This is a genomic window from Mesorhizobium sp. P2_E9, assembly GCF_056403815.1.
In genome coordinates this window covers 132,848-156,821 of the sequence record NZ_JBFUET010000019.1, presented here as the reverse complement: position 1 = coordinate 156,821, position 23,974 = coordinate 132,848, and the positions used below count along the sequence as shown (strand labels likewise).

Genomic DNA, 23,974 nt, shown 5'->3' with positions numbered 1-23,974 from the left:
AACGAGGTTGGAAAGGGCGGACAGGAGCTAATGCACAAAGCCGGTTGAAACCGCCGGATCAGGAAAACCCACTGGGGCCGTGCACTATAAGTGCGAGCTTTCGATCGGGACCTGAAACGCGCGAATGGCATTATGGCCAGCGGCACATGAAAGGCCGCACCTACAGGTCGGATACATGGCCGCACCAACCAGCAACTGCAAAAGCTCACAAATCCCTTGCCAACGGAGAGCCGTCCATACACGGCCCCATTCCTGACATCAGCAACCAGTCGATTTGAGCCCACCCCCTTCCTCCTCAAGTCACCCGCACCCTGCCCCCAAAACTCCGCATCAGCCTCTTCGGCAGAAACAGCATCGCCAGGATAATGGTCAGCCCCGAAATCACCGGGTGATAATTCGGGACCACTATCCGCGCCAGGTCGAACACCGCTACATCACGAAGGCACCCAGGATCGGCCCCTACACAGATTGCCGCCCGAAAACCCGGGCGCAGTGCACCGTCGCTCCATCGGTATCGCGGAGCCGCGAATCTATGCTAAGCCGCCGCCCAATCAACCAACAAGAGGACGACACCTGTGAGCGAACTGACCGTGGCCGAGGCGACCGAAAATATCTATGCCTCGCTCCGAGCGGACAATGCCGACCTCGACGCCCATATCGCGGCACTTAAGGCGGCGCTGGCACGCGAGGGGATAAAACAGGCGGTGTTCGATCCGACCAAGTTGGCGCAGGGCAACCGCTCGGGCCGCAAGTTGATGCAGGCTTATTTTCGCCAGCGCGGCGTGAGCGTGAGTTTTTCGGAGTAGGAGAAGCCCGCGCGCGATCTCGAGCCATTTGGGAATGAGCAGTGGCGGGGATCAAGGGCGTGCCGATAATGCGCTCCTGCTGGAGCGAGCCACCAAGGACTGGCGCAAGGTTGCACGGGTCGTCGCCGAGACCATGGGACACAATAGGGAGCCGTATATCCAGGTCGGCGACTTGATGTTGCTGAGCCGTATCGTGGCTCTTGTCGATCAGGGAAAGCTCATGGCCCACGGTGATCCCTGGCTGATGCGAAAATGCGAAGTACGGCTGCCTGAGGCGATACACCCGCCGTCTCAGCGACCCTGAAAGCCTTGTCGAAAAGGCGCGCCCGGCCGCCTCAGGACTTATTTTACCAAGTTTTGTCGCCTCATGCGCGAGTGCTAACAAATCAACCGCCCGTAAACCAACGCTCCGTCATATCCGTAGCAGTCGAGGGGTGGGTCATGGTCATCAATAGGTTCTGGCGGTCGGAAGCCGGCAATTTCGCCTTGTTGTTTGCGTTGGCGGCGCCTGCAATCCTGGCGGCTGTCGGTTTCGCAGTGGACGTATCCACCGTCATGCGAGCAAAGGTCAATCTGCAGAACTCTCTGGACGCTGCGACGCTATCCTCGTCGCACCTGTCAGACGGCGAAGCGAACCGCAGACTTGCATTTGATGGCTATTTTCAAGCCAACGTCGCAAATCACCCTGAACTCTCCAATGCGAAAGTGACCTTGTCCGTCGACAAGGGCTTCAACTACGTCAAGACCAGGGCCGTCGCTTCCGCGGACGTGAACCTCAATTTTGCTTTCCTGTTCGGTGACAACCAGCACATCGAAGTGGATTCCGGTGGCGTGGAGGCGACGAACAACCTCGAAGTCGTGCTCGTGCTGGACAACACCGGCTCGATGGCCGGCGCCAAGATCAAGGCTCTCAGGGACGCCACCAAAGCGCTCCTCGATAATCTGGATGGAGCAAAGTCACCCGATCGCAAGGTGACCGCGGCTATTGTGCCGTTCGTCACCGCCGTTAACGTGAATGGCGATGAATTTGACCCTTCTTGGATAGACATGGAAGGCAAATCGCCGAACAACGGCGCGAATTTCCCTCTGCTGCCCGATGGCAAGCGCGTAAATCACATGGACCTGTTCAAGGACCTGGCACAGGGGACCGGTTGGAAAGGCACGGGATGGAAGGGCTGCGTGGAGGCACGCCCTGGAAGCGCTGCCATTTCTGACGTAGCGCCGGACCAGGCTGACGGTAACACCTTGTTCGTGCCTTACTTCGCTCCGGACGACCCCGGCGATGCGACCGGCCCATCCGCGAGCTATGGCAACGACGCCAAGGTCTATAACAACTCATATCTTTCCGATGACGTTATGGACGGCGCGGACACGAAGGGAAAAGATAAGAAGATCGCGAAATACGAGAACCCCAAGGCGAAAAAGATCAACGACAAATATGCGCCCCTGACGGTCGGCCCAAACCGGGCCTGCCCGACTCCAGTGGTGCCGTTGACCACTGATTTGGACAAGTTGCGCACGGCCGCCGCTCAGATGCAGGAGTGGAACGGATCTGGCACCAATGTCTCCGAAGGGCTCTCTTGGGGCATGCGGGTGCTTTCACCAGACGCGCCCTACACCGACGGCGCCCCCTGGAAGACCCCGAATACGAGCAAGATCGTCGTTCTGCTTACCGATGGCGAGAATGTCGTTTATGGCGCGAGCGCCGAACCGGAAAAGTCGGATTACACGTCCTATGGCTACCTCGCTTCCGGCCGGTTCGGCACGAGCAACCAGACGGACGCCGCGCGCGCCGTGGATCGATGGACGCTTGACGTTTGCGATAAATTAAAGGCGCAGCAGGTTCAAATCTACACCATCACGCTGCAATCCGACACGGCCGCGAACCGGACACTCTACGGCAAATGCGCGACGAACCCGACCGACTACTACGCTGTCAACGATCCCAGCAAATTGCCGAACGTGTTCCAGACAATCGCTGGAAAGTTCACGACACTCCACCTGGTTAACTAGGTGGGGATCAGAACCCTGAAGAATGCACGGGAATTTAGCGGTCATTCGCACGGCCTTTGGCGACGACGACTCTGGCGACCTCGGATGCGCTAAATCCTCAAGCTGTCCTTGCCCTGCCGCGGAAACTCCGCATCAGCCCCTTCGGCAAGAACAGCATCGCCAGGATGATCGTCAGCCCCGAAATGACAGGGTGATAATCCGGCACCACGATCCGTGCCAGATCAAACACCGCATACATCACCAAGGCGCCGAGGATCGGGCCGAGCAGCGTGCCGGTGCCGCCGACCACGGTCATCATCAGGGGCAACAGCATCCAGTCGAGGTCGAACACCGAGTCCGGACCGACATGGAAGATGTAGTAGGTGTAGAGGCTGCCGGCGATGCCGGCGATGAAGGCGCTGCCGGCGAAGGCGGCGACCTTGACCTTGAGCACGTCGATGCCGTTGGCCGACGCCGCCATCTCGTCGTCGCGCACCGCGATCAGCGCCAGCCCGTAGCGCGAGCGCATCAGCAAGTGGATGGCAAATGCGGTGCCCACCATCAGGCCGAGGCCGACCAGATAGTGCGGCAACAGCGTGTCGAAGGTGCCGGCGGGGGCGACGACGCCGAAGGCGCCGCCGGTGAAGTCGCCGCCATTGATAAACATCACCTTGACGATCTCGCCGAAGCCCAGCGTGCCCAGCGCGAAATAGTCGCCGCGCAGTTTGGACAAAAGCGGCAGGCCGATGATGATGGCGGCGACCGCCGCGACCAGCCCGCCCAGCACCATCGTCACCGGATCGAAATAATAGATGCGCGGATACACATCATAGAGCGAGCCCCAGAGATAGTTGCCGCTCCACAGGATGGCGGTGGTGTAGGCGCCGAGGCCGAAGAAAGCGTGATTGCCGAGGCTGATCTGGCCGCCGAAACCGGCCACCAGGTTCCAGCCCTGCGCCATGATGGCGTAGATGAAGACGAAGAACAGGAAGGAGAAGGCGTAGCTGTCGATCGCGCCGGGCAGCAGCGGCAGCAGCGCGAGGGCTGCTACGACAGCGACGGCTATCCATGCCCAGCCTTGTTTCGGCCAGGCCCATTCCAAAAATTCTTGCTTCACCATGGTGCTCAAGCCTTCTTGTACGGCCGGCTGAACAGGCCTTCCGGCTTGAACATCAGCACCGCCAGGAACACGCCGTAAGCGATGGCGTTGGTCCAGCCGCCGGAGATGAAATACTGCACATAGGCTTCGATCAGGCCGAGGATGATGCCGCCGGCGAGCGCGCCCGCGACATTGCCGATGCCGCCCAGCGCTAGCGCCACCAGCGCCTTCAGGCTGAAGATGAAGCCGGCGAAGGGATTGAACGGGAAGGTGGTCGCCACCGCCACGCCGGCGGCTCCCGCCAGCGCGATGCCGATGGCGAAAGCGATCGCGTTGACGCGGTGCGGGCTGATGCCCATCAGCGTCGCCGCTTCCATGTCCTCGGAGGCAGCGCGCACCGCCTTGCCGACAATCGTCTTGCGCAAAAACAGCACCACCAGCCCGGTGCCGGCGAGCGCGATCAAAAAGCCCATCGAGCGCGTGAACGAAGTGCGCACGCCCAAAATCTCGATGCCGCTTGCCGTGTAGGAGGTGACGATCGCCGCGGTGTTGCCGCCCCAGATAACCGTCATCAAATTCTGGACCAGGAACATCAGGCCGACCGCGATCAAGAGCGAGATGTTGCGGTCCTCGGCGGCCGCCGCGCGGCGGAACAGGCCCTGGTAGATCAGCCAGCCAACGACGAGCCCGACCGGAATGACGATCAGCAGCGACAGGAACGGGTCGATGCCCAGCCCGTAGAACAGCGCCCGTACGAAATAGGCGGCGAGGATGATCATGGCGCCCTGCGCCAGGAAGATCAGCCGCATGGTGCCGAAGATGAGGCTCAAGCCCACGGCGGCGACGCCATACATGGCGCCGCCCAGCGCGCCATTGAGCGACAGCTGCAGCAGGATTTCGGGAGGCGGAATGGCCTGCATTATTGCACCTCCAACACGCCCATATAGGCCTTCTGGATTTCGGGGTCGGCGATGAGCTCGGCGCCAGTGCCTTGCATGGCAAGCTCGCCGGTCTTCAGCACGAAGCCATAGTCGGCAACCTTCAGCGCCTGGTGGATGTTCTGCTCGACCAGAAGGATGGTGACGCCCTGTTTGTACAGCGTCTCGATCAGCGCGAACATCTGCTGCACCACGATCGGGCTGAGGCCCAGCGACGGCTCGTCGAGGATGAGCAGCGATGGCTCCGACATGGTGGCGCGCGCGATGGCCAGCATCTGCTGCTCGCCGCCGGAGAGCGAGCCGGCCTTCTGCCCTGCCCGCTCCTGCAGCCGCGGAAACAGCGTGTAGGCTTTCTCCAGCGACTGCTTGAAGTGTTTTCGCACCTTGGGCCGGTAGGCGCCGAGCTCGAGGTTTTCCAGCACCGTCATCTGCCGAAACAGGCCGCGCCCCTCCGGCACATGCGCGATGCCCATGCCGGCGATCTCCTCCGGCGCCTTGCCGGCCAGCGGCACGCCCGAGAGAAAGATCTCGCCGCGCTTCGGCTTCAGCAGGCCGGAGATCGTCTTCAAAAGCGTCGTCTTGCCGGCGCCATTGGCGCCGACGATGGCGACGATGCTGCCGGGGTCGACATGGATCGACACGCCCCACAGCGCGCCGACATCGCCATAGGCGACTTCGAGATTGGTGACTTCAAGCAGCCGGTTCGCCAAGATAGGCCTCGATCACTTTGCGGTTGGCGACGATTTCGCGCGGGCTGCCGTCGGCGATCTTCTCGCCATGGTCGAGCACGATCACCCGGCTACAGACTTTCATGATGGCATCGACCTTGTGCTCAACCCACAGGATCGAGACGCCACGTTCACTGCGCACCCGGCGGATGACATCGACCATGCGCTGGATCTCGGTCGGGTTCAGCCCGGCCATCGGCTCGTCGAGCAAAAGCAGCGCCGGGCTGGAGGCGACGGCCCGGGCGATCTCCAGGAGGCGTCGGTCGGATAGCGTCATATGCGCGGTGCGGACATCGCGCTTGGCGGTCAGCCCGACCAGCTCAAGCGCTTCCTCGGCGGCAGCCGTCGCATGCCTGACACGCCCGCCCGAGCCATAGACGGCGCCGACCATGATGTTCTCGAACGCGGTCATGGTGAGGAAGGTGCGCACCAGCTGGAAGGTGCGCGCAATGCCGAGCCGGCAGATACGGTGCGGTGCCGTGCCGGTGATGTCCTGGCCCCGGAAGTGAATGCGCCCTTGCGTCGGCGTGTAGAGCGCGGTGATGAGGTTGAACAGCGTCGACTTGCCGGCGCCGTTCGGGCCGATCAGCCCGATCAGCTCATTGGTGCCGACGGCGACGTCGATATTGTCCAGCACGACAAGCCCGCCGAACCGCTTCTGGACCGCCTCGAGGCGAAGCAGGGTTTCGTCAGGCTGCATCGTGTTTCCGTTTCTCCGATCAGGTTTCGCAGGTCGGCAGGCGGGCGCCCGGCTTCGCAATCAGGCGTCCGCCTCCCCCGCCCGCTGTTTTCAGCCGCTCAGCGCTTGTCCCAGGCCGGCGCCGGTCTGTATGTCCAGTTGCCGTCCGGGAAGATCAGCTGGTGCTTGCCTTGCCACCATTGCGTGGCGACGCTGGGGATGAGCGCAAAGCCGGTCTGGTCGAATTTCAGATCGCCGACCACGGTATCCCTGAACTCCTGGCCGAAGATCGCGTCATGCAGCGCGCCGGCATCGGTAGAGCCCGCCTTCTCGATCGCCTGCGCCAACACCTGTGCATTGGCGTAGAAGGCGCCGACGGTCACCGAGTCCTTCTTGAACTCGGCCTCGTAGCGGTCGCCGAGTTCCTTGGCGCCCTTATAGGGATAGCTCGCCGACCAGAAACCGTCGGTCAGGATGTAGTCGGAATCCGCCCCGAGCGCTTCGTGGAACTCGCCCGTCCAGGTGCCCTTCCAGCCATGCAGGTAAGGCACGGAGAAACCGAGCTCCTTCATTTGGCGCAGCAGCGTCACCGTATCGGCCGGCGAGCCGAACACCAGCATGGCGTCGACATCTGCCGCCTTGAGCTTGGTGATCAGCGCCGAGTAATCGGTGGCGCCGATGGCCCAGGGATCGTCGACGGCGAAGGTGTAGCCATACTTCTTGGCCGCCGCCTCGAAGGCGCCGCCAAAGCCCTTGCCGTCCGGCGAATCCTCGGAGACCAGCGCCGGGTTCTTCGGCTTCTCATTGGCCGGCAGCTTATCCCAGATCTCGAACGGCACTTCCGCGCCCGGCCCCGGATGGAAGAAGAACAGCGCCGAATATTTCAGCTTCAACGGCTGCCATTCGAACGGGAAGGCCGTCGTGATCATGTAGAATTTCTTGTATTTTTCCGCGACGATGGCACCCGCTATGTTCATCGGTCCGGAATGGGTCGACAGCAGCGCGTCGACCTTCTGCACCTTGATCAGGTTTTCCAGCGCCGACGCCACTTTGCCTTCGGAGCTTTCGTCGTCGGCGACGACGAGGCGCACCGGCAGCTTCTTGCCGGCCGCCTTGACCATGATGCCGCCGGCCTTGTTGATGTCGGCGACCGCCTGCTCATAGGCCCATTTCTGCTCCTTGCCGTCGCCGGCCAACGGCCCGGTCAAGGAGATCGGCGCGCCGATGACGATCTCGGTATCGCCGGCATTCGCCATACCGGTGCCGGCCGCGAACGCGGCCGACAGGGCCAGACCCGCCAGCATTGCCTTCAGACTGTTTCCCATTTCATCCTCCCAGGTTTTTCGATCGAGCGGGCGGTGCCCGCGGGCATGCCTCAGACCGTCGCTGCCGCGACCAGCCTGGTGTCGGTGAACTGCTCGAAACTGAGCGCCTTGCCGTCCTCCATTTCCCAGACATGGACGACACGCGCCGACATCGCCTTGCCGGTCTTTTTGTAGGTGCCCGAATAGGTGCCGATGCCGACAATGGTGGCGCCGCCATCGACCAGTTTTTCCAGCTTCAAGGCGTAACCGTCCCACTCCTCGCCGATGCGCTTGAAGACGCCTTCGATGATGGCTTCCGGGCCGACATAGGTGCCGGCATAGGGAAAGCCCGCCATCTCGGTCCAGGCCGTGCGGCTGGTAACCGGCGCCATCATCGCCGAGAGATCCTTGGTGTCGGAGCCGGCGTAGTGCGCCTTGATCGCTTCGTAGTTCTTGCCCATAGCGTTCTCCCGCGCGGTCAGACCGGCGCCTTGCCTTCGTCGTAGACGGTTCTGGATTTCTTCTCGATGTGAGCGCCGGCCGGCTTGTTCTCGATCTTGCCCTGGCTGGTGACGCCGAGGAATTTCCCCGTCGAGCGCATGACGTCCCAATTGTAGAAGAACAGCGAGGCGACCGGGATGATGAACTCGCGGAAGCCGAACACATACTGGTTGTCGGCGAACTTCCAGGTCGTCGCCAGGTCGACGTCGCCATGGCCGCGCTGGATGCCGACGAGGTTCTGCCAGGCATAGCGCTCGGAGGAGAGATAGATGTGCTCGTAGACGTGATTGGGGCTGTATGTGTAGTGCGCGGTGAGCCCGATCAGATCGCGGGTCGGCGCCGGCGCGATGCCGGTCGGCGCGACCGAGGGATCGCCGAGCACGCCGGCCGACCAGGTCTGCGCCACGCGCGGCTCGCCGGGCGCTTCACTGGCATCACGCACCTTTTCGCGCACCGACAGAACGCGGCGCGTGCTGGTGTTGACGATGAAGGCCTCGTCCTCGTTCAGTCGGGCCGAGAAAATCATGTTGATGAAGTACACGCTGGAGGCGATTTCCAGCGCCTCGTACCAGTCGGCACCCGCTTCCGTGCCTTCGCTCCACGCCACCGTGTCGAGCGATGTGAAGGCGAGGTCGATGGTACGGCCGGTGTCGAGCGTGATCTTGAAGGTCTGGCCGCGTAGCGCATCCGTCGTCGCCAGCCGGTTGGTGGCGATGCCGGCGGCGAAATCGTCAAAATGCTTCCAGTCCGCCGGTCTGTTCTGGTCGTTCATCGCACTCTCCACATCAATCGACAAAAGCTCCAATCAATCCACGAAGGCCAATGTCGGCAGGTCGACGACGGTGGCGCCGCCATCGACTGTCAGGATCGAACCGTTCATCATCGCCGCCTCGCCGGAGGCGACGAAGCAGATGACGTTGGACACTTCTTCCGGTGTCGCCGGCCGCCCGAGCGGCACGTCCTTGGTGACCAGCCGGTAGGCCTCGTCGATCGAGCCAAGCCCATGCTTTTCGACGATCACCTCCATCTGCTCGTCGGCCATGTCGGTCGACACCCAGCCCGGGCAGATGATGTTGGTGCGCACGCCCTTGCGGCCATAGTCGCGCGCCAGCGATTTGCCGAAGCCGATGCAGGCATGTTTCATGGTGACGTAGCCGGCCGCGTCCGGCCCGGCGAACAGGCCGGCGATCGAGGCGACGACGACGATGTTGCCCTTTTGCGCAATCAGATCCGGCAGGCATTCGCGGGCGCAGACGAAGGCGGTATCGAGATTGCTGCGTGTCGCGAGAGCCCATGTCTCGTCGCTCATCGAGATCGTCGGGCCGACGCCATGGCCGCCGGCATTGGCGACGAGAATGTCGACCGGTCCGATCTTGTCATGCACTTCGGCCAGCGCCGCACGCACCGCCTGGGGATCAGCGGCATCGCCCTGCACCACCAGCCCGCCAATGTCTTTGGTCACCGCTTCCAGCGGCTCGCGCCGCCGGCCCATCAGCACCACCTTGGCGCCGTCGGCCGCCATGCGCCTGGCGACCGCCGCACCGATGCCGGTGCCGCCGCCGGTGATGAAAGCCGTCTTTCCAAGAAATCGCATGGTTCCATCCCGATTACTGAGCGCGCCGGCTATGCGCCGATCTTCGCTGGGGATAGTGCGGCATCGGCCATTTCGCGTCTTGTCCGAGCGGGAACTTTGTTTTGACTGAGCGCGCACTTTGCGCCTTCGGTAGAAGTGCCGCGCGACCCTTGCGAGCCACGCGGCGACCGCCAAGCCCCCGTACTGCCGGCGACCTATTTCTTCATTGCTTCGAGATCGATGACGATGTCGACATCCGGGCCGAGGCCGAAGCCGGCGGCGGCCTTGGCCATCGGGAAGTCCGCGGTGCTCACCTTTCCCGTGGCGGTGAACGCCGCCTTGGTCAGCGTCGCGTCCCAGGGTGCGGGCGCTTCGTTGACCAGCGTCACGTCGAGCGTGATCTCCTTGGACACGCCGCTGATGGTGAGATTGCCCGTGACCTTGCCGGTCTTGTCGCTGACCTTCTCGACCTTGGTGCTTTCGAACGAGATCGCCGGGAATTCGGCGGCGTTGAAGAAGTCGGGGCCTTTCAGATCGCTGTCGCGCTGGTCATAGGCGGTGTGCACCGAGCCGACATCGAGCTCGGCCTTGACGCTGCTCTTCGACGGATCGGCCTTGTCCATCACGATGGCGCCCTTCACGGCATCGAACTGGCCATGCGCGGTGCCGTAGATGCCGTGCTTGATGGTGAAGGTAACCCAGGCGTGCTGGCCGTCGATCTCGTAATTATCGGCGTATGCCGCCGATGCGAAGGCGCACATCGAGGCAAAGGCAAGGGCGGCCGTCAGTTTTCTCATCGTCACGTAACTCTCCCCATTGTTGGTTGTCGTTCCCTGGCTCAGGAAAAGCCAAGCGCGGCTCCGTGCGGCGCAAACAGGATCGCCGTCAGGATGGCCAATATCGCCGGACTGGCGATCAGCAGGCCGGCAACCAGCGGCCGCAACGGCCGGGCACCGGGAACAAGGCCCTGCAACGGACCGGGCATCAAAGCAGCCACGGCAAGCGGCAAGGGCGAAAGCATAAGCGCTAACGGATTGGCCTTCGGCGCCAGCAGCGCCACCTGGATCAGCACCGTGGCGGCGGCGTAGGTGAGGATCAACTCGGTGCCCTTGCTCCAGGCAGTGGCCGATCCGCCGCGCAGCACCACGATGTACTGGACGAGGCACCAGCCGCCGGCGAGCGCGGCAAGCGATCCCAGCAACTGCCCGGTGACGATCGAGGCGCCGAGCACCGAGATGATGGCGCCGGCCAGGCATAGAGCGAGCATGGCCGCCGGCACCAGGAACGGCTCCTCTGCCGAAGGCGATGGCGAAGCTTTCAGGGACAGCAGCATCGCGGCGCCGACGATCGCCAGCAGGCCGGCGATGAGGGCGGCGATCATCTGCAGGTCGAGCGAGCCGCCGGCGATACGACGCCAGCCGAGCCACAGCAGCGCCGCCGCAAGAGCGGCAGCGACAAGCCTGCCCGCGACCGCAGCGCTGAGCAGGCGCTCCGGCAACAGGCCCGCGACAATCCCGGCAAAGGCGAGATAGATCAGCTTCTGACTGGCGGCGACGGGCGGCACCGCCGGCGGGCCAAGCGTTTCCCAATAGAAGAACAGCAGCAGCGCGGCCGACACCAGCGAAAGCACGGGCGAGAACGGCGGCAGGACAACCCTTGCCAGCAGCGCCATCACCATACCGAGCACAAGCGGTAGCGCCGCCGTGGTGACCATCGGATTGCCCAGCAATGCGCTCAATGGCCAACACCTCTTCGACGTCAGGGAGACTCGCGCAAAACGCGCGGCTCGATGCGATCCTGATCTTGGCCAGCCGATCGCGGGACGTCTTGTCCGAGCGGGAACTTTGTTTTGACTGAGCGCGCACTCGCGCCTTGGGTGGCTTGAAGCTCGCCGATGCGCTCCATAACCCTCGCTGCACAATGCTCATCAGCAATCGAGGAGGATGGCGTGAACGAGAGAACCGTGCCGCCGATCAGCGCCGCTGCAGCCGCCTTCCTGGCACGTTCGCATCGGCCCTTCATCAATGGCCGCTTCGTCGATGGTCTTGCTGGTGAAGGCCTTGCCGTCGACGATTCCGCTTCCGGCGAGATCGTCGCCCGTGTCCCCGAAAGCGGCCCCGAACTGGTCGACCAGGCGGTGCGCGCGGCGCGTGCAGCCCTTGAAGGCCCCTGGGCGTCGATGCGGCCGGTCGATCGCCAGAACCTGATGCTGAAACTCGCCGACGCGATCGAGGCCGACGCCGACCTCTTGGCCGAGATCGAAAGCATCGAGAACGGCAAATCGCTCGGCGTCGCCCGTATGCTGAGTGCCGGCGGCACTGTCGACTGGCTGCGTTATTACGCCGGCTGGGCGACCAAGATCGAGGGCTCGACCTTCCAGGTGTCCATCCCCGTGCCGCCGGGCGCCAAACACCAGGCGATGACGGTGATGGAACCGGTCGGCGTCGTCGGCGCCATCGTGCCGTGGAATTTTCCGCTGCTGATCGGCATGTGGAAGATCGCGCCGGCGCTGGCGTGCGGCTGCACGGTGGTGCTGAAGCCGCCGCAGGAAACGCCGCTCGGCCTGCTCCGGCTCGCCGAACTGATCGAGGCATCAGGCTTCCCGCCCGGCGTCGTCAACATCGTCACCGGCAGCGGGTCAGTCACCGGCGAAGCGTTGATCCGCCATCCCGGCATCGACAAGCTGACCTTCACCGGCTCGACGGAGGTCGGCAAGCGCGTCGGTCATGCGGCCGTCGACCGCGTCGCCCGCTTCACGCTGGAGCTTGGCTCGAAATCGCCGATGATCCTGCTTGCCGACATGGAGGAAGGCATCGAGCCGCTCATCGCCGGGCTCGGCATGTTCTTCAACCAGGGCCAGGTCTGCACCTCGGCCTCCAGGCTCTTGATCGAGAAGTCGATCTACGACCGCACGCTTTCGCGGCTGGCCGAGATCGCCGACGGCATGACGCTGGGCGCCGGCCGCGATGCGGCCGCACAGATCAATCCGCTGGTCTCGGCCAAGCACCGAAGAAGCGTCGAAGGTTTCGTCGAGCGCAGTCTGGCGGCCGGCGGCGAACGGGTCAGCGGCGCGCGGCCGGTGCCGGCCAGGGGGCATTATGTGGCACCGACCATCCTGCACAATGTCAGCCCCGACATGGAAATCGCCAGCGAGGAGGTGTTCGGCCCGGTGGTGGCGGCAATGCCGGTCGCCGATCTCGACGAGGCGATCCGCATCGCCAACGACACGCGCTACGGCCTGTCGGCCTCGATCTGGACCCGCGACATGGGCAAGGCGATGACCGCCATCCATGGCCTCAAGGCCGGCACGGTATGGGTCAATTCGCACAACACGCTCGACCCTGCGGCACCGTTCGGCGGCTTCAAGCAGTCCGGCATCGGCCGCGAGCATGGCCGTGCCGCCATCGACGGCTACCTCGAGACCAAGACCGTCATCATGCGCTACGCCTGACATGAGTGCTGCGTTCGACTACATCATCGCCGGCGCCGGCTCGGCCGGCTGCGCGCTGGCCAACCGGCTGGTCAATGCCGGCAAGCGCGTGCTGGTCGTCGAGGCCGGTCCGGCCGACAACACGCGCCTCATCGACATGCCGGCCACCTTTGCCAAGGTGATCGGCACGGCACGCAGCTGGATCTACGAATCCGAGCCGGAGCCGAGCGTCGGCGGCCGCCGGCTGCCGGTGCCGCAGGGCCGCACGCTGGGCGGCGGCTCGTCGATCAACGCCATGCTCTACATCAGGGGCCAGCCGCAGGATTACGACGGCTGGCGCGACCTCGGCTGCCCCGGCTGGGGTTGGGACGAGGTGCTGCCGGTGTTCCGGCGGCTGGAGCGCAATGAGCGCCTTGCCAGCGAGTGCCACGGCACCGAGGGACCGCTGCCGGTCTCCGATCCGCGCCATCGCCACCCGCTGTCACTGGCCTATATCAAGGCCGCGCAGCAGGCCGGCTACCGCTACAATGACGACTTCAACGGCGCCGCGCAGGAAGGCGTCGGCTTCTATCAGACGACGACTGCCAACGGCGAACGCCAGTCGGCGGCAAAAGTCTTCCTGCGACCGCTGGCCGGCAATGCCAACCTCACCGTGATCACCGATGCGCTGGTCACCGGCGTGACCCTGGAAAACGGGGCGGCGAGCGGCCTCGCCTACACCACCTCGGATGGCCAGAACCATGCGGCGACGGCAAAGGCCGAGGTGATCCTCGCCGCCGGTGCGCTGGCGACGCCGAAGCTGATGATGCTGTCGGGCCTGGGGCTAGCCGAACACCTGACCGAACTCGGCATTCCCGTCATCCGCGACATGCCCGCGGTCGGCCGCGACCTGCAGGACCATGTCGCCGCCCCCGTCTATGCGCTGACACGCCAGCCGATCTCGTTGCTGGGCGAAGATCGCGGCTTGCGAGCGTTGCGCCACGGCCTGCAATACCTGATGTTCCGGACCGGCCTGCTCACCTCCAACGTCGTCGAGAGCGGTGGCTTCTTCGACACCGATGGCGACGGCCGGCCCGATATCCAGTTCCACGTCCTGCCGGTGATGATCGAAAGCGCCGAGCACGGCTCGATCGAGCGCCACGGCATGGAGCTCAACCCTTGTGTGCTGCGGCCAAAATCGCGCGGCACGGTCGGCCTGCGCTCGCGCGACGCCGCCGACCCGATTCGCTTCACCACCGGCTTCCTGTCCGACCCGGACGATCTCGCTTTGCTGCTCGCCGGTATGAAGATCGCCCGCAATATCCTGCGCCAGCCGGCGCTGCGGGCGGTGATCGCCGAGGAGCTATCGCCGGGCGAAGACGCCGATCTTTCCGATCAATCCATCGTCGACCACATCCTCGAACACGCCAAGACCGTCTATCACCCCTGCGGCACCTGCCGGATGGGCAGCGACGACGATGCGGTTGTCGATCCGCAGCTGCGTGTGTGCGGCGTCCCGCGCCTGCGCATCTGCGATGCCTCGATCATGCCACGCCTGATCAGCGGCAACACCAACGCCCCGGTGATCATGATCGCCGACCGCTGCGCAGATTTTATTCTAGGGGTGTAGCGCCCGGCTGTTCATTCCTTGGCGTCGGCCGCCTGCGCCAGACCGCTGAGCAACTGGCCACACGCCAGCTGGCGCTCCGATGGCCGCCGCCAGCCTGCTGTCCTTGGTGCCGGTCATAGTGCTAAGCCTGCTCGCGCAGCGCTTCATCGTCGATGCGCCGCGCGAAAAAGCAGGGACCATGAACACAGTCATCGTTGTCGGCCATGTCAACTACGACCAGGTCTGGTCGCTGTCCTCACCCCTCGCCTCGGGCGCGCGCATTGTCTATTCCAACCGCAACGTCAGGCTCGGCGGCGGCGGCTTCCACACCGGCACCCAGTTGGCCAGGCTCGGCAACCATGTCCGGCTGGTCGGCAATCTGCTGGACGACGACCATGGCCGGGCAGCGCTTGCCACATTGCAGGCGAGCGGCATCGATACCGGCTACGTCACCATCTGGGCCGGCGAAACCCGGTTCACCGAAATCCTGCTCGAGCCCAATGGCGAGCGCACCATTTTGAACCCCGGCGGCCAGATGCGCCCGCCCTTCGCCGCATCGGAGCCTGTTTCCGGCGATGCCGCCTATCTCAACGCCCTGGTGCTCGATGCCGGCCTCGTCGCCTCGCTGCGGACGATCCCGCTGGTGATTTCGCAATTTCCGCTGCGCAGCGCCTCGCCGCGCCCGGCCGACGTCGTCATCGGATCGCGCGCCGACTTTCCCGGCGAGGACACGCGAGCGATCTGGGAGCGAGCAACAGGGATCGCCGGGCCTCGTCTGAGGACGCTGGTACTGACCGACGGAACACGCCCGATCTCGCTCTATGACGGCAAGGTGCTGAACCACGTCACGCCGTTGAGGCAGGTTTCCGTGCCCGACACGATCGGCGCCGGCGACTGTTTCACCGGGATATTCCTGCACGGCCTGCTGCAGGGACTGAGCCTCGAGCTCTCCGCCGAACAGGCAAGCCAGCAGACCGCCGAATGGCTGTCGGAACGATCCCGCACCGGCTGAATCATACGCTGCGGCAAGGCGGGCTTTCATGAAAATGTCATAAAAATCAAATGGAAACCGACGTTCGAGTGAACTAGAAAAACGTCCGAATGTCTTGGAGAAATCAGGATCGAGGCGACGGCAGGCCGGCGCATCATGATTCCAGTCTTTCATCACCCCGACGATGTCGCCGGCCTTGTCGACCGCGACTTGAAACCGCTTCCTTGCAAGAGACCTGTCATGTGGCTGAGTGAATTCGAAATTGTCCTGCGCGACCGCGTCATCCCGAACGGCGCGATCAGGATCGAGAACGGCCGGATTGCCGAAATCCGCGACAAGCCTGTCGAGAATGCCGATATCGAAGGCGGCGGCCGTCTGCTGCTGCCCGGCTTCATCGACATGCATGGCGACATGGTGGAGAGGGAAGTCGAGCCGCGCACCGGCGTCCACGTGCCGATGCGGATCGGCATCGCCGAGCTCGACAAGAAGCTCGCCTCCTGCGGCGTCACCACGGCCTATGCCGCGCTTTCCTTCATCGGCGCCAGCGTCACCAGCGGCGTGCTGCGCTCGGAAGATCATACGACTGCGATCATCGACACCATTGCCGGCATGAAGGACGACCTTTTGGTCGATCACCGCATCCATGCCCGCTTCGAAGTGACCTTCACCCCGGCGATTCCCAAGCTGCAGAAGTTGATGGACGCCGGCAGGCTGCATTTGATCTCGCTGATGGATCATACGCCTGGCCAGGGGCAGTACCGCGACGTCGAGCTCTACATCGCCCGCATCGCCAAGGAGCGCGGCATGTCGGTCGCGGACGCATCCGAAGTCGTCGGCAAGCGCATGGCCGGCCGCAACGGCCAGGGTGATGTGCTGAACGCCCTGCAGGACCTGTCGGCCCGTGCGCAGGCCGCCGGCATCGTGCTTGCCTCGCATGACGACGACACGCTGGAGAAGGTGGAACTGGTCCATGGCCTCGGTGCCGCCCTCTCAGAATTCCCGGTGACCCTGGAAGCCGCGCAGGAAGCCCGCAGGCTCGGCATGCACACCGCCATGGGTGCGCCCAACGCACTGCGCGGCGAATCCTATTCGGGCAATCTTTCCGCCCGCCAGGCCTACGAGGCCGGGCTGCTCGACATGCTGGCCAGCGACTACCATCCGGCCTCGATCCTGCCGGCCGTGCTCGGTCTGTCGGAGCTCCGCGACGGCGGCTTGGTGGCAGCGGTGGCACTGACGGGCGCCAACCCGGCCCGCGCCCTGGGGCTCACCGATCGCGGCGCTATCGAGACCGGCTTTCTGGCCGATCTCGTCGTCGCCGACCGCCATCCCGTGCCACGTGTGCGTGCCACCTTCCGCGCCGGTCGCATGATCTACGGCGACGGCACACTGAGGCTGGCAGGGAAAGTAGAACGCCCTGCCCCGGCCGTGGCTGAACGGCTACCGGCTGCCTCCCGGGAAAGCGCGTAGCGCTTTCCGTTGCGATTTGCGTCAAAACCGTCAAAACAAAGAGTTAAAGCAGCTCGTCGTTTCCGTGAAACGGTCAGCTGCCCTAGACGTCGAGCGCGACCATCATGCCGCGCACTTCGGCCATTTCCAACAGCATGTCCTGCAGTGTTTCGACGGCCAGCGTCGCACCGGTTATGGCCAGTAGCTCGGTGATACTCTCTCTCATGGAAATGACCGCCATTCCGGTTTTCTCGGAAAGCAGCCGGCCGATGGCCGCTCGGATAAGGGCATTCTGGTCAGACATGATTCCCCCTTCATGCTGGATGACGATCTAAGTTTTCTCCAACGGTATGCTTTTTGCGCAACTTCTGCGAGCTTTAGCTCACGCTTGCAAGCCGTTTGGTGTATCGGATCTGTATTATTTGGCTGACAGTTGCTCAGCGACGACAGCGCCCAAAGCGGTCCAATACAAACCTCGTGTTCCCCCCTTTAGGAAGGCAGTACCGCAAACCGCCCGCCGAAAGTTGCAATGGATGATGCTTTTTTTATGACCATGGAACGGATGTGCCACGGGCTCAGGTAGCCAAATCACTGCGCACCATTTTAAATCTTGACGCGTGTCAATTTTTTCTAAAACATGCGCAAACGTCGGCAAGGCATCAGCCGGCGCTCTGGGAGGAGCAATACCTGACACGAAGGAGCACCCGGACCGGGGCCACGAGCCGCATGTCCAGCGGCCGCGGCGTGTCGGCAGTTCGTGACACCAAGCGTTGGGGTCGCTTGCGTCCTGTCGGCCACTTCGTTCGCCGAACACCGAAACTGATGCGACGGCACATCAAACAATAAGGAGGAGGAAAACCATGAGCGTATTTAATGGCTTGAAGCTCGGCACAGGCCTGCTTGGCGCGGGCCTGCTGGCAACCATCGTCTCGGCCCATGCCGAGGACGCGGCGAAGGTCGCGGCCATTGTCAAAGGCCTCGACAACCCCTTCTTCCAAACCATGCAGAAGGGCATCGAGGAGCAGGGCAAGGCCAACGGCGTCAATGTCAGCGTCCAGGCAGCCGCCAATATGGGCGACGCCACCGGCCAGGCCGACCGCCTGACCGCAATGGCCATGCAGGACTTCGATTGCTATCTGGTCAACCCGATCAGCGTCTCCAACCTCGTCCAGGCACTGGTGCCGGTCGCCCAGAAGAAGAAGCCGATCGTCAACATCGACTCGACCATCGACGCCGAACAGGCCAAGGCCGCCGGCTTTGCCGTCTCCACCTATATCGGCACCGACAATGTCGCCGCCGGCGCGCTGGCCGGCGAGGAAATGCTGAAGCTGGTGCCGAAGGGCGGCAAGGTCGCGCTGATCGCCGGTATCGTCGGCGATGTCGGCTCCAATGCCCGCATCAAGGGCTTCAAGCAGGCCGTCGAAGGCAAGCTCGAAGTGGTGGTGATGGTGAGTGCCGACTGGGATCGTGAGAAGGCGTTGACCGCCGCCACCGACATCCTGGCCGCCCACCCCGATCTCGCTGGCTTCTTCGCCGCCAACGACATCATGGCGCTCGGCGTCGAACGCGCCGTGCAGACCTCCGGCAAGGACGTCAAGGTGATCGGCCTCGACGGCATTGTCGACGCGCTGAAGTCGATCGCCGCTGGCGAACTCACGGCCACCGTGGCGCAATATCCCTATGTCGTCGGCGCCATGGGCGTGGAAGCCTGTGCGTTGGCCGCCAAGGGCAAGGAACTGCCCGCTAACGTGCCCGCGCCCGTGCTCCTGATCAACAAGGCCAATGCCGATGCCTCGCTGAAGAATTTTCCGCGCCCCGGCGGCGATTATCCCGATCCTTTCCGCGAGATGTTGAAGTGAGCAATTCCACAGACAACGCGCCCGTCGCCCATTCGGCGGGCGCGGCGGAGGAGAGCCGCCCCTCCCTGTCGGCTCTCCTCCTGGATCCTTCCTTCTGGGCCGACTGGGCATCCGTCGTCGGCCTGGTCGGTCTCGTCATCGTCTTCGGCATCGCCCAGCCGGTCTTCCTCAGCATCGCCAACCTCCAGGCATTGCTGCTGGCGGCTGCGATCCTGACGGTGCTGTCGATCGGCCAGACCTTCGTCGTCGCGACCTCAGGCATCGACCTGTCGCTGGCGGCAGCCGTCATGCTTGGCGCCATCGTGCTTGGCCTCGTCAATGCGGCGGGCTACGGCATCTTCATCGCCTGTGTGCTCGCGGTACTCGCCACCAGCGCCATCGGCTTCCTCAACGGCCTCATCATCACCGTTGGAAAGATTCCTGACTTCGTGGTGACGCTCGGCACGCTGTCGGCCATCACCGGGCTTGGTCTCATCATGTCGGGCGGCGAACCGACCATGGTCGGCTCCACCTTCCTGCTGAAGCTCGCCTCCGGCTCGTTCGGGCCGTTCGGCTATCCGGTCTGGGTGGCGATTGCGGCCGTCATTGCAGCGCATATCGCGCTCTACCACACGCGCTTCGGCGTGCATCTGCTGGCGACCGGCGGCCAGGTCGAGAGCGCCGGCGCTCTCGGCATCCGCACCAACCGGGTCAAGATCGCCGCCTACACCATTTCTGGTTTCTGCGCCGGCCTCGCGGCCATCCTTCTGGTCGCCCGCATCGGCTCGGCCGAGCCGCAGATCAACACCAGCCTGCTCCTGAATTCCGTGGCGGCGGTGGTGCTTGGCGGCGTCAGCCTGTTCGGCGGCCGCGCCAGCATATTGGGCCCGGCCATCGGCGCGCTGATGCTGACGGCGCTGGTCAACGGCCTGACCTTGCTCAACGTCTCGGCCTTTTACCAACCGCTTGCCGTGGGCGCCATCGTGGTGCTGGCAGCGCTGATCATGCGGTACCAGAAATGAGCGCCGTCAGCCCCTCCCCGGCCTCCGACGCCATCATCGCCTGCGACGGCCTGAGCAAGCATTTCGGCGGCGTGCGCGCCTTCACCGATGTCGCCTTCCAGGCCCGTCGCGGCGAGGTCACCGCCGTCATCGGCGACAATGGCGCCGGTAAGTCGACGCTGATCCGCTGCCTGGTCGGCGTGCATGTGCCGGATGCCGGCTCGATCGTCTTCGACCGCCGGGAACATCCCTTCTCCAACCCGGACGGCGCGCGCAAGGCCGGCATCGAGACCGTGCACCAGAACCTGGCGCTGATCGACGAGCTGACGGTGGCGCAGAACCTGTTTCTCAACCGCGAACTCGTGCGCCGCATCGGCCCCTTCGCGTTCCTCGACCGCAAGGCGATGAAACGCGAGGCGCGCGCCATGCTGTCGCGCCTGTCGATCAACGTGCCGTCGATCAACCAGCGTGTGCGCCGCCTGTCGGGCGGCCAGCGGCAGGCGATCTCGATCTGCCGCGCCGTCGGCTCCGGCGCCAAGCTGGTGGTGATGGACGAACCGACGGCAGCGCTCGGCGTGCAGGAGACCGCCAATGTCGAGGCGCTGATCCGGCGCCTGCGCGAACAGTCGGTCTCGGTCATCCTGGTCAGCCACAATTTCGATCAGGTGCGGCGCCTGTCCGACCAGATCTGGGTGATGCGGGCGGGAAAGATGGCTGCGACCGTGCGCGCCTCCGAGACCACGGGCAACGAACTCGTCGCGCTGGTCACCGGCGCGGCGTGACCGCCCAATCGTGAAATCAACCGTTGGCCGCCTAGGCCGGAAATGAAATCAGGGAGTTTTAGAGTGGCACCACTTCGTGTCGGGCTTGTGGGTCTTGGAGAAGTCGCGCAGTCGATCCATCTGCCGGTTCTGGCCGACCAGCGTGATCGCTGGGTAATCGCGGGCGTGTATGATGTTTCGCCAAGTCTGGTGTCGCTCATCACCTCGCAACATGCGACGGCAAAAGCCTTCGAAACCGCCGAGGCGCTGATCAACTCACCCGATATCGATGTGGTCTTCGTGCTGTCGTCCGACGACACCCACAGCCGCTTCGTGCGCGCGGCCATGCAAGCCGACAAGCACATCCTGCTGGAAAAGCCCGCTTGTCTCACGGTGCGCGAGATCGACGAGCTGCTGGCGCTGATGCCGGCCTACAAGAAGACCCTGTTCGTCGGCTATATGCGCCGTTACGCGCCAGCCTATCTGGCGGCCAGGGGCGAATTGCCCGACCACGCCGACATCACCCATGTCCGCATCTTCGATCTGATTTCGGAAGGCCGGCATTTCCTCAAGCAGAGCCAGAATGTCCTTTATCCCCGGGACATCGACCCAGCCCTGCTGGCACACGGCGCCAAGGAGCGGGATGCGCTGATCCGCGAGGTGGTGGGCCCTGACGCGCCCGCCGACCTGGTGCGCGCCTATCGCGGGCTGACGGCGCTGTCGTCGCACCATATCTCGGCGATGCGCGGGCTCATCGGCGAGCCCAAAGGCGTGGTGGCCGCGCACCGCACCAATGGCGGCGCCAACACGTCGGTCACCTTCGACTACGGCCATTTCGCCTGCCTCTATGACGCTGTGGTCGATGATCTCGGCCTGTTCGACGCCATGATCGAAGTGCGCTCCAACACCAGGCGCGTGCGCATCATCTACGACACGCCCTATATCCGCAGCCTGCCGACCCGGCTGGAGGTGACCGAAGCCGGCCCGCTCGGCCCGGTGACCAAAAGCTTCGGGCCGCTCTATGGCGACGCCTTCTCCAACGAGCTGGAGATTTTGCACCGCCACATCGCGGAAGGCACCAAACCGCTGACCGACCTCGCCGACTCGCGGCGCGACCTGGCGCTGATGGCCGAAATCATCGAGCGCATGAAAGAGCGCGGCTGAACCAAACCGAAAGGACGGCTACAGAAACAAAGACTGCTGATTGGCTCTTGCCGAAGCCGGCAGCCTCGCTCATCCATGGCGGGCGACAACAGCCCTGGATTCATGATGACCGATGCCAGCCTTCATCTCGTCGAAGCAACGATCGGCCAACTGCGCCGCGCGCTGGACGACGGCCTCGTCACCAGCGTCGAGCTGGTCGGTGCGTATCTCAGGCGGATTGCGCATTTCGACCGTCACGGCATCGCCCTCAACGCCGTCCCGGTGCTCAATCCTGACATGTTCGCGGAAGCGGCCGTCTCCGACGAGCGGCGTCGCACCGATGCTACACTAGGGCCGCTCGACGGCATCCCCTACACCGCCAAGGACAGCTACAAGGTATCAGGCCTGACGGTCGCGGCCGGCTCGCCGGCCTTCGAACATCTCGTCGCCAATGAGGATGCCTTCACCATCGCCCGCCTGCGCGCCGGTGGTGCCGTGCTGATCGGCCTCACCAACATGCCGCCCATGGCCAATGGCGGCATGCAGCGCGGCGTTTATGGCCGCGCCGAAAGCCCCTACAATGCCGACTATCTCACCGCCGCCTTCGCGTCAGGTTCGTCGAACGGCTCCGGCACAGCGACTTCAGCCAGCTTCTGCGCCTTCGGGCTCGGCGAGGAAACCTGGTCGTCCGGCCGCGCGCCGGCCAGCAACAACGCATTGGTCGCCTACACGCCGTCGCGCGGCGTCATCTCGGTGCGCGGCAACTGGCCGCTGGTGCCGACCATGGATGTCGTCGTACCGCACACGCGCAGCGTGCCCGACATGCTCGAACTGCTCGATGTGATCGTTGCCGACGATCCCGAAACGCGAGGCGATTTCTGGCGCGCGCAGCCCTGGGTCGCCCTGCCGAAAAGCTCTCAAGTGCGGCCGCAACGCTATGCCGATCTGGCGCTTCCAGGATCGTTGAAAGGCAAACGGCTTGGCGTGCCAGGAATGTATATCGGCAGGGACACCGAAGCCGACTGGCCGATCGAAACCCGCGCCTCGGTTATTGCGCTATGGGAACAGGCGGCGGCCGACCTCAAACGGCTTGGCGCCGAAGTGGTGGAGGTCGATTTCCCCGTGGTCTCCAACTATGAGCGCGACCGCCCCGGTGCCCACACCATGGTCGAGCGCGGGCTGGTTCCGCAAGAATTCGCAGACCGCGAACTCTGGGATCTCTGCATCTGGGGCTGGGACGATTTTTTGCGTGCCAATGCCGACCCGACTTTGCCTGATCTCGCCTCGGTCGACGGCCCGAAAATCTTCCCGCAGCCGCCGGGCACGCTGCCCGACCGCTATGAAGGCGGCTTCGACCTGGCGGAATATGTCGAGCGGGCCAAATCCGGCGTCACGCCCTTCAAGGAAATCCCGACGCTTGAAGACGGCCTGAAGGGGCTGGAGGCGACAAGGCGGATCGATTTTGAGGAGTGGCTCGACGCGCAAGGCATCGACGCCGTGGTGCTGCCCGCCGCCGCGGATGTCGGCTCGGCCGATGCCGACATCAACGAGGCGTCTGCGGCACTCGCCTGGCGCAACGGCACCTGGGTCGCCAACGGCAATCTGGTCTGGCGCCATTTCGGCATCCCGACCGTCACCGTGCCGATGGGCACCATGGCCGACATCGGCATGCCGGTCGGCCTCACCTTCGCCGGCAAGGCCTATGACGATGAAAGGCTGCTGCGCATGGCCGGCGATTACGAACGGTCGACCCAGCGGCGCACGCGCCCACCGCGCACGCCGGAGCTGGCCGATGATGCGTTTTCAGGACGGTCCAGTCATGCCAGTGGCAGCGCGGCGCCACCGCTTGCTTTCGCACTTGCCGCCGAGACACGAGCCTCCGGCGATCAGAACGAGATCACCATCACGCTGGACTTGCCCGGCGACGCGGAGGCGGAGAACGCCAGCGTCAAGGTGCATGTCAACGGAGAGCCCGTCGCGATGCAGCGAAGCGGCACGCGCTTCAGCGCGAGTACCCTCGTTCCGGCCGCAGAGCACAAGCGGTTCCACAGCGTCTGGCGCGACTCGTACGGCTCGATCGTGACAGCGGTGGTGCGGCTGGCGGATGGGCGCACCGGTGGCGGCTATGTGGTTACCGGTGGGATCGGGTAAGGGAG

General features: G+C 64.1%; 23 protein-coding genes. 12 read left to right on the top strand and 11 right to left on the bottom strand.

Going from position 1 to position 23,974, the window contains the following annotated elements:
• Window positions 1–575 precede the first annotated feature (575 nt).
• The 3 genes from AC1D05_RS29690 (at window position 576) to AC1D05_RS29680 (ending at window position 2,819) form a co-directional block, all read left to right on the top strand.
• Window positions 576–806 (top strand): hypothetical protein, encoded by a 231-nt coding sequence (locus AC1D05_RS29690; protein ID WP_477445626.1) that lies wholly within the window; start codon window positions 576–578, stop codon window positions 804–806.
• A gap of 34 nt (window positions 807–840) precedes the next feature.
• The gene (locus AC1D05_RS29685) at window positions 841–1,110 is read left to right on the top strand and encodes a DUF3658 domain-containing protein (protein WP_477445624.1); all 270 of its coding nucleotides are present in this window, start codon (window positions 841–843) and stop codon (window positions 1,108–1,110) included.
• 137 nt (window positions 1,111–1,247) lie between these two features.
• Complete coding sequence (locus AC1D05_RS29680) at window positions 1,248–2,819, top strand: pilus assembly protein TadG-related protein (protein WP_477445622.1); 1,572 nt, start codon at window positions 1,248–1,250, stop codon at window positions 2,817–2,819.
• Window positions 2,820–2,916: 97 nt separating this feature from the next.
• Here AC1D05_RS29680 and AC1D05_RS29675 read toward each other — a convergent pair whose 3' ends face one another.
• From AC1D05_RS29675 to AC1D05_RS29630, 10 genes are all read right to left on the bottom strand, one after another.
• Window positions 2,917–3,918, bottom strand: a complete 1,002-nt coding sequence (locus AC1D05_RS29675) for a branched-chain amino acid ABC transporter permease (RefSeq protein WP_477445620.1) — start codon at window positions 3,916–3,918, stop codon at window positions 2,917–2,919.
• A gap of 5 nt (window positions 3,919–3,923) precedes the next feature.
• Window positions 3,924–4,817, bottom strand: coding sequence for a branched-chain amino acid ABC transporter permease (locus AC1D05_RS29670; RefSeq protein ID WP_477445618.1), 894 nt, complete (start codon window positions 4,815–4,817; stop codon window positions 3,924–3,926).
• Complete coding sequence (locus tag AC1D05_RS29665) at window positions 4,817–5,545, bottom strand: ABC transporter ATP-binding protein (protein ID WP_477445616.1); 729 nt, start codon at window positions 5,543–5,545, stop codon at window positions 4,817–4,819. The genes AC1D05_RS29670 and AC1D05_RS29665 overlap by 1 nt, the downstream gene beginning before the upstream one ends.
• The gene (locus AC1D05_RS29660; protein WP_477445614.1) at window positions 5,526–6,263 is read right to left on the bottom strand and encodes an ABC transporter ATP-binding protein; all 738 of its coding nucleotides are present in this window, start codon (window positions 6,261–6,263) and stop codon (window positions 5,526–5,528) included. Before AC1D05_RS29660 ends, AC1D05_RS29665 begins: the two co-directional genes overlap by 20 nt.
• A gap of 98 nt (window positions 6,264–6,361) precedes the next feature.
• On the bottom strand, window positions 6,362–7,567 hold the full coding sequence (locus AC1D05_RS29655; protein WP_477445612.1) for an amino acid ABC transporter substrate-binding protein: 1,206 nt from the start codon (window positions 7,565–7,567) through the stop codon (window positions 6,362–6,364).
• 50 nt (window positions 7,568–7,617) lie between these two features.
• A complete protein-coding gene (locus tag AC1D05_RS29650; RefSeq protein ID WP_477445610.1) occupies window positions 7,618–8,007 on the bottom strand; it encodes a nuclear transport factor 2 family protein in 390 nt (129 codons plus the stop codon).
• Window positions 8,008–8,024: 17 nt separating this feature from the next.
• Window positions 8,025–8,819: a MoaF C-terminal domain-containing protein gene (locus AC1D05_RS29645; protein ID WP_477445608.1), complete on the bottom strand. Its 795-nt coding sequence runs from the start codon at window positions 8,817–8,819 to the stop codon at window positions 8,025–8,027.
• A 33-nt stretch (window positions 8,820–8,852) separates the two neighbouring features.
• The gene (locus AC1D05_RS29640; RefSeq protein WP_477445606.1) at window positions 8,853–9,641 is read right to left on the bottom strand and encodes an SDR family NAD(P)-dependent oxidoreductase; all 789 of its coding nucleotides are present in this window, start codon (window positions 9,639–9,641) and stop codon (window positions 8,853–8,855) included.
• Window positions 9,642–9,835: 194 nt separating this feature from the next.
• Window positions 9,836–10,417 carry a YceI family protein gene (locus AC1D05_RS29635; RefSeq protein ID WP_477445636.1) on the bottom strand — a complete coding sequence of 194 codons (582 nt, stop codon included), beginning with the start codon at window positions 10,415–10,417 and terminating at the stop codon, window positions 9,836–9,838.
• 41 nt (window positions 10,418–10,458) lie between these two features.
• A complete protein-coding gene (locus tag AC1D05_RS29630) occupies window positions 10,459–11,358 on the bottom strand; it encodes a hypothetical protein (RefSeq protein ID WP_477445604.1) in 900 nt (299 codons plus the stop codon).
• Between the two features lie 210 nt (window positions 11,359–11,568).
• On the opposite strand from AC1D05_RS29630, the gene AC1D05_RS29625 reads away from it, so the two are divergent.
• The 4 genes from AC1D05_RS29625 (at window position 11,569) to AC1D05_RS29610 (ending at window position 17,096) form a co-directional block, all read left to right on the top strand.
• Window positions 11,569–13,071, top strand: a complete 1,503-nt coding sequence (locus AC1D05_RS29625) for an aldehyde dehydrogenase family protein (RefSeq protein WP_477445602.1) — start codon at window positions 11,569–11,571, stop codon at window positions 13,069–13,071.
• Between the two features lies 1 nt (window position 13,072).
• The gene (locus AC1D05_RS29620; RefSeq protein ID WP_477445600.1) at window positions 13,073–14,659 is read left to right on the top strand and encodes a GMC family oxidoreductase; all 1,587 of its coding nucleotides are present in this window, start codon (window positions 13,073–13,075) and stop codon (window positions 14,657–14,659) included.
• A gap of 79 nt (window positions 14,660–14,738) precedes the next feature.
• Window positions 14,739–15,650, top strand: coding sequence for a PfkB family carbohydrate kinase (locus AC1D05_RS29615; RefSeq protein ID WP_477445598.1), 912 nt, complete (start codon window positions 14,739–14,741; stop codon window positions 15,648–15,650).
• Window positions 15,651–15,869: 219 nt separating this feature from the next.
• Window positions 15,870–17,096 (top strand): alpha-D-ribose 1-methylphosphonate 5-triphosphate diphosphatase, encoded by a 1,227-nt coding sequence (locus tag AC1D05_RS29610; RefSeq protein WP_477445596.1) that lies wholly within the window; start codon window positions 15,870–15,872, stop codon window positions 17,094–17,096.
• A gap of 82 nt (window positions 17,097–17,178) precedes the next feature.
• Here the strand turns inward: AC1D05_RS29610 and AC1D05_RS29605 are convergent, their stop codons facing one another.
• The gene (locus AC1D05_RS29605; RefSeq protein WP_477445594.1) at window positions 17,179–17,379 is read right to left on the bottom strand and encodes a hypothetical protein; all 201 of its coding nucleotides are present in this window, start codon (window positions 17,377–17,379) and stop codon (window positions 17,179–17,181) included.
• 556 nt (window positions 17,380–17,935) lie between these two features.
• On the opposite strand from AC1D05_RS29605, the gene AC1D05_RS29600 reads away from it, so the two are divergent.
• The 5 genes from AC1D05_RS29600 to AC1D05_RS29580 all read left to right on the top strand — a co-directional run bounded on the left by AC1D05_RS29600 (window position 17,936) and on the right by AC1D05_RS29580 (window position 23,969).
• On the top strand, window positions 17,936–18,934 hold the full coding sequence (locus tag AC1D05_RS29600; protein ID WP_477445592.1) for a sugar ABC transporter substrate-binding protein: 999 nt from the start codon (window positions 17,936–17,938) through the stop codon (window positions 18,932–18,934).
• Complete coding sequence (locus tag AC1D05_RS29595) at window positions 18,931–19,935, top strand: ABC transporter permease (protein WP_477445590.1); 1,005 nt, start codon at window positions 18,931–18,933, stop codon at window positions 19,933–19,935. The genes AC1D05_RS29600 and AC1D05_RS29595 overlap by 4 nt, the downstream gene beginning before the upstream one ends.
• Complete coding sequence (locus AC1D05_RS29590) at window positions 19,932–20,696, top strand: ATP-binding cassette domain-containing protein (protein ID WP_477445588.1); 765 nt, start codon at window positions 19,932–19,934, stop codon at window positions 20,694–20,696. Before AC1D05_RS29595 ends, AC1D05_RS29590 begins: the two co-directional genes overlap by 4 nt.
• A gap of 63 nt (window positions 20,697–20,759) precedes the next feature.
• On the top strand, window positions 20,760–21,839 hold the full coding sequence (locus AC1D05_RS29585; RefSeq protein ID WP_477445586.1) for a Gfo/Idh/MocA family protein: 1,080 nt from the start codon (window positions 20,760–20,762) through the stop codon (window positions 21,837–21,839).
• A gap of 105 nt (window positions 21,840–21,944) precedes the next feature.
• The gene (locus tag AC1D05_RS29580) at window positions 21,945–23,969 is read left to right on the top strand and encodes an amidase (protein WP_477445634.1); all 2,025 of its coding nucleotides are present in this window, start codon (window positions 21,945–21,947) and stop codon (window positions 23,967–23,969) included.
• The last annotated feature ends 5 nt before the right edge of the window (window positions 23,970–23,974 follow it).

Coding starts and splice junctions, on each gene's coding strand:
- AC1D05_RS29685 (WP_477445624.1), top strand. CDS start 841: ATGAGCAGTGGCGGGGATCAAGGGCGTGCCGATAATGCGCTCCTGCTG.
- AC1D05_RS29680 (WP_477445622.1), top strand. CDS start 1,248: ATGGTCATCAATAGGTTCTGGCGGTCGGAAGCCGGCAATTTCGCCTTG.
- AC1D05_RS29675 (WP_477445620.1), bottom strand. CDS start 3,918: ATGGTGAAGCAAGAATTTTTGGAATGGGCCTGGCCGAAACAAGGCTGG.
- AC1D05_RS29670 (WP_477445618.1), bottom strand. CDS start 4,817: ATGCAGGCCATTCCGCCTCCCGAAATCCTGCTGCAGCTGTCGCTCAAT.
- AC1D05_RS29660 (WP_477445614.1), bottom strand. CDS start 6,263: ATGCAGCCTGACGAAACCCTGCTTCGCCTCGAGGCGGTCCAGAAGCGG.
- AC1D05_RS29655 (WP_477445612.1), bottom strand. CDS start 7,567: ATGGGAAACAGTCTGAAGGCAATGCTGGCGGGTCTGGCCCTGTCGGCC.
- AC1D05_RS29650 (WP_477445610.1), bottom strand. CDS start 8,007: ATGGGCAAGAACTACGAAGCGATCAAGGCGCACTACGCCGGCTCCGAC.
- AC1D05_RS29645 (WP_477445608.1), bottom strand. CDS start 8,819: ATGAACGACCAGAACAGACCGGCGGACTGGAAGCATTTTGACGATTTC.
- AC1D05_RS29640 (WP_477445606.1), bottom strand. CDS start 9,641: ATGCGATTTCTTGGAAAGACGGCTTTCATCACCGGCGGCGGCACCGGC.
- AC1D05_RS29635 (WP_477445636.1), bottom strand. CDS start 10,417: ATGAGAAAACTGACGGCCGCCCTTGCCTTTGCCTCGATGTGCGCCTTC.
- AC1D05_RS29620 (WP_477445600.1), top strand. CDS start 13,073: ATGAGTGCTGCGTTCGACTACATCATCGCCGGCGCCGGCTCGGCCGGC.
- AC1D05_RS29615 (WP_477445598.1), top strand. CDS start 14,739: ATGGCCGCCGCCAGCCTGCTGTCCTTGGTGCCGGTCATAGTGCTAAGC.
- AC1D05_RS29610 (WP_477445596.1), top strand. CDS start 15,870: ATGTGGCTGAGTGAATTCGAAATTGTCCTGCGCGACCGCGTCATCCCG.
- AC1D05_RS29605 (WP_477445594.1), bottom strand. CDS start 17,379: ATGTCTGACCAGAATGCCCTTATCCGAGCGGCCATCGGCCGGCTGCTT.
- AC1D05_RS29600 (WP_477445592.1), top strand. CDS start 17,936: ATGAGCGTATTTAATGGCTTGAAGCTCGGCACAGGCCTGCTTGGCGCG.
- AC1D05_RS29590 (WP_477445588.1), top strand. CDS start 19,932: ATGAGCGCCGTCAGCCCCTCCCCGGCCTCCGACGCCATCATCGCCTGC.
- AC1D05_RS29580 (WP_477445634.1), top strand. CDS start 21,945: ATGACCGATGCCAGCCTTCATCTCGTCGAAGCAACGATCGGCCAACTG.